Source organism: Rhizobacter sp. P2_H2 (assembly GCF_056403375.1).
On record NZ_JBFUFP010000488.1, the window covers coordinates 1 to 3926 of the forward strand.

Here is a 3926-nt window from a genome sequence, read left to right on the forward strand (position 1 = left end):
GGCACACGGTGGGCAGTGGTGGGGGGTGGGTGCCGGGAACATGTTCCGCAATGACTGCTGGACGCGGGAAGGAGGCTGAAGATCAAGGGCCGCCGCCGGTAGGCGAGGACCCCGCTTCGATGTCTCCTGCCTGGAAACCTTTTTGACAGGGGTTCGTTCTTTGTTTCTCTGCCATGCCGGGCTGCGTGCCGCCTCGTCGCATGGGGACGGGGCCTACCGCAAGCCGGGCATGTTGCATCACCTGTTGGCCGGACCCTCGGGCCCGACCACCACCGCTGCCGTTCGTGCCGGTTCAACGTCATCGACGTTAAACTCAGAAAAATCAAACACTTACGACAACAACGTGGTGCAACGCATTATAGGGGCCAAAGCAGGTCGGCCGGCAAGCACCGCGGTGAGGGGGCCGGCCGAGGCGGCTGCGCCGGCCGTCCAGACGGTCGAGATCGATGAAGGCTCCGAGGGCCAGCGGCTCGACAACTTCCTGATCAAGCTGCTGAAGGGCGTGCCCAAGACCCACGTCTACCGCGTGATCCGCTCGGGCGAGGTGCGTGTCAACAAGGGGCGTGCCGCCGCCGACACGCGGCTGGCGATCGGCGACCGGGTGCGCGTGCCGCCGGTGCGCATGGCCGATCCATCGGCGGTGCCGCCCGCACCGGCGCGCGAGTTCCCGGTGGTGTTCGAGGACGATCACCTGATCGCGCTGAACAAGCCGGCCGGCGTCGCGGTGCACGGTGGCAGCGGGGTCAGCTCCGGCGTCATCGAGCAGCTGCGCCAGGCGCGGCCGACGGCGCGCTTCCTCGAGCTGGTGCACCGGCTCGACAAGGAAACCTCCGGCCTGCTGCTGATCGCGAAGAAGCGCTCGGCGCTGGTCGCGCTGCAGGAGCAGTTCCGCAGCCGCGAGACCGGCAAGACCTATGCGGCGCTGGTGATCGGTGCCTGGCCGGCCTCGCGCAAGGTCATCGACGTGGCACTGCACAAGTTCCTGACCGGCGAAGGCGAACGGCGTGTGCGCGCGGTCGACGAGGACAACGAAGATGGCCGTCGTTCCATCACCTTGGTGCGCATCGCGCAGGCCTACGCCGGCTTCACGCTGCTCGACGTGACGATCAAGACCGGCCGCACGCACCAGATCCGCGTGCACCTGGCGCACGAGGGCCACCCGATCGCCGGCGACGAGAAATACGGCGATTTCGCGGTCAACAAGGCCCTGGCGCGCGGCGAGGCGGTGCAGGGCGCGCGCTTCGAGCGCATGTTCCTGCATGCGCGGCGGCTGCGCTTCGAGCACCCCGCGAGCGGCGAGGCCATCGAACTCGAGGCGCCGTTGCCGGCAGAATGCAGTGCATTCCTCCAGAGCCTGCCGTCATGACCCGTCCCCGCCAGTTCGACCTGATCGCCTTCGACTGGGACGGCACGCTGTTCGACTCGACCACGCTGATCGCGCGCTGCATCCAGGCGGCCTGCGCCGACGTGGGCACCGTGGTGCCGAGCGACAAGGACGCGAGCTACGTGATCGGCCTCGGGTTGGCCGAGGCGCTGCAGCATGCCGCGCCGGGCCTGAGCCGCGACCTGTACCCGGCGCTCGCCGACCGCTACCGCCACCACTACTTCGCGCGCCAGCACGAGATCGTGCTGTTCCCCGGCACGCTGGAGATGCTGGCCGCGCTGAAGGCGCGCAACCACTGGCTGGGCGTGGCCACCGGCAAATCGCGCCGCGGGCTCGACGAGGCGCTGCGCACCGCCGACCTGGCCCGCCATTTCGATGCCACCCGCACCGCCGACGAAACTGCATCGAAGCCGAACCCGCAGATGCTGTTCGAGCTGATGGCCGAGCTGGACGTCGCGCCCGAGCGCACGCTGATGATCGGCGACACCACGCACGACCTGCAGATGGCGGTGAATGCCGGCGTGGCCTGCATCGGCGTCAGCTACGGGGCGCACGAACCGGACGCTTTCGACAGCTACGCGCCGCGCTTCGTCGCGCATTCGGTGCCCGAGCTGGGCGAATGGCTGGACCGCCATGGCTGAGCCGGTGTTGCCACCCTCACCCCTGCCGCCGCTGATGCCCGAGCCGGCCGCGCGGCGCCACCTGTGCGCCGCGGCGCAACTGCCCGAGAAGGGGCAGGCGCTGGTGTTCGACGTGCTGCAGTACCGCGAGCCGACGCGCGCCTTCGCGCTGCGCTTCGAGGGTCGCGTCGTCGCCTACCTGAACCGCTGCGCGCACGTGCCGGCCGAGATGGACTGGCAGCCCGGCGAATTCCTCGACAGCGGCCGCGAGTTCATCCTGTGCTCGATCCACGGTGCGGCCTACGATCCGCTGAACGGCCGCTGCGTCGCCGGGCCGTGTGGCCGCGGCAAGCTGACGGAATTGCGTGTCGAGGAAGAGGCCGGTGAGGTCTATTGGTATCCTTCGCGCGACATCCAACCCGCCTTCGAAGACTGAACGAAGGCCGCCGAAAGCCCTGCATGAATCCGCACGACGAGTTGCCCTCGCCCGACGCTGCCGCGCCTGTTCCTCCTCCTGCACCCGCCCCCGTGGTGGCGGCCGCTCCTGCCAAGCCGTCGGTGGAAGAGACCGTCGAGGAGCTGGCCCGCGCCTTCTTCAAGGACCGCCGCAGCGATCGCCGCTGGAAGCTGTTCTTCCGCTGGAGCTGGCTGCTGGTGTTCGCGGTCATCGCCTGGGCGCTGCTGACGGCGCGCAACCACGCGGCCACGCCGAGCGGGCCGCACACCGCGCTGGTCGAGGTGCGCGGCGAGATCGCATCCGACACCGAGGCGAGTGCCGAGCTGCTGGTGGGCGCGCTGAAGAATGCGTTCGAGGACGAGGGCGCCCAGGCCATCGTGCTGCGCATCAACTCGCCGGGCGGCAGCCCGGTGCAGGCCGGCATCATCAACGACGAGATCCGCCGGCTGAAGGCCAAGCACCGGAAGAAGGTGTACGCGGTGGTCGAGGAAACCTGCGCCTCGGGCGCGTACTACATCGCGGTCGCGGCCGACGAGATCTATGCCGACAAGGCCTCGATCGTCGGCTCGATCGGCGTGCTGATGGACGGCTTCGGCTTCACCGGCGCGATGGAGAAGCTGGGCGTCGAGCGCCGTCTGCAGACCGCGGGCGAGAACAAGGGCATCGGCGACCCGTTCTCGCCGGTCAGCGAGAAGCAGCGCGCCTACACGCAGGCGATGCTCGACCAGATCCACCAGCAGTTCATCGGCGTCGTGAAGGAAGGCCGCGGCAAGCGGCTGAAGATCGGGCCGGACACCTTCAGCGGCCTGTTCTGGAACGGCCAGCAGGCGCTCGAGATGGGCCTGGTCGACCACCTGGGCAACCTCGACATGGTGGCGCGCGAGGTCGTGAAGGCCGAGGAGGTGATCGACTACACGCCGCGCGACAACGTCGCCGAGCGGCTGGCCAAGCGCTTCGGCGCGTCGATCGGCGCCGGCGCGGTGCGCGCGCTGCAGAGCACGCTCAACCTGCGGTAGCCTGCCCTGGGGCGCCGGCGCCTCAGGCCAGCATGCCCTTCTTCTCGATGAACGCCACCACCTCGGCGAGGCCGGCGTTCGTCTTCAGGTTGCTCATCACATAAGGCCGGTTCGGCCGCATGCGCTTCGTGTCGGCCTCCATCACCGACAGATCGGCACCGACGTGCGGCGCGAGGTCGGTCTTGTTGATCACGAACAGGTCGCTCTTCGTGATGCCGGGACCGCCCTTGCGCGGGATCTTCTCGCCGGCCGCGACGTCGATCACGTAGATCGTCAGGTCGCTCAGCTCGGGGCTGAAGGTGGCGGCGAGGTTGTCGCCGCCGGACTCGATGAACACGATGTCGGCGTCGGGAAACTTGCCGAGCATCCGGTCGACCGCCTCGAGGTTGATCGACGCATCCTCGCGGATCGCGGTGTGCGGGCAGCCGCCGGTCTCGACACCCATGATG

5 protein-coding genes are annotated in these 3926 nt (G+C 68.8%); 4 read left to right on the top strand and 1 reads right to left on the bottom strand.

Translation table 11 applies throughout. The features are described from left to right. Positions 1 to 394: 394 nt before the first annotated feature. Genes AC1D15_RS20905 through AC1D15_RS20920 form a run of 4 tightly spaced genes read left to right on the top strand, consistent with a single transcriptional unit; the run spans position 395 to position 3477 of the window. Entirely contained in the window at positions 395 to 1366 is a 972-nt protein-coding gene (locus tag AC1D15_RS20905; protein WP_477827477.1) for an RluA family pseudouridine synthase, read from the top strand. Next, on the top strand, positions 1363 to 2025 hold the full coding sequence (locus tag AC1D15_RS20910) for an HAD family hydrolase (protein ID WP_477827478.1): 663 nt from the start codon (positions 1363 to 1365) through the stop codon (positions 2023 to 2025). The genes AC1D15_RS20905 and AC1D15_RS20910 overlap by 4 nt, the downstream gene beginning before the upstream one ends. 7 nt (positions 2026 to 2032) lie before the next feature. After that, positions 2033 to 2440, top strand: a complete 408-nt coding sequence (locus AC1D15_RS20915; protein ID WP_477827479.1) for a Rieske (2Fe-2S) protein — start codon at positions 2033 to 2035, stop codon at positions 2438 to 2440. A 23-nt stretch (positions 2441 to 2463) separates the two neighbouring features. After that, positions 2464 to 3477 (top strand): S49 family peptidase, encoded by a 1014-nt coding sequence (locus AC1D15_RS20920; RefSeq protein ID WP_047499916.1) that lies wholly within the window; start codon positions 2464 to 2466, stop codon positions 3475 to 3477. A 22-nt stretch (positions 3478 to 3499) separates the two neighbouring features. Here the strand turns inward: AC1D15_RS20920 and ureG are convergent. Continuing rightward, positions 3500 to 3926: urease accessory protein UreG (ureG, locus tag AC1D15_RS20925; protein WP_477827480.1), on the bottom strand; the 427-nt coding region annotated here is incomplete at its 5' end.

What these genes read in the sequence shown, in the direction of transcription:
- AC1D15_RS20920 (WP_047499916.1), top strand. Translation starts at nt 2,464, where the DNA reads ATGAATCCGCACGACGAGTTGCCCTCGCCCGACGCTGCCGCGCCTGTT.
- AC1D15_RS20910 (WP_477827478.1), top strand. Translation starts at nt 1,363, where the DNA reads ATGACCCGTCCCCGCCAGTTCGACCTGATCGCCTTCGACTGGGACGGC.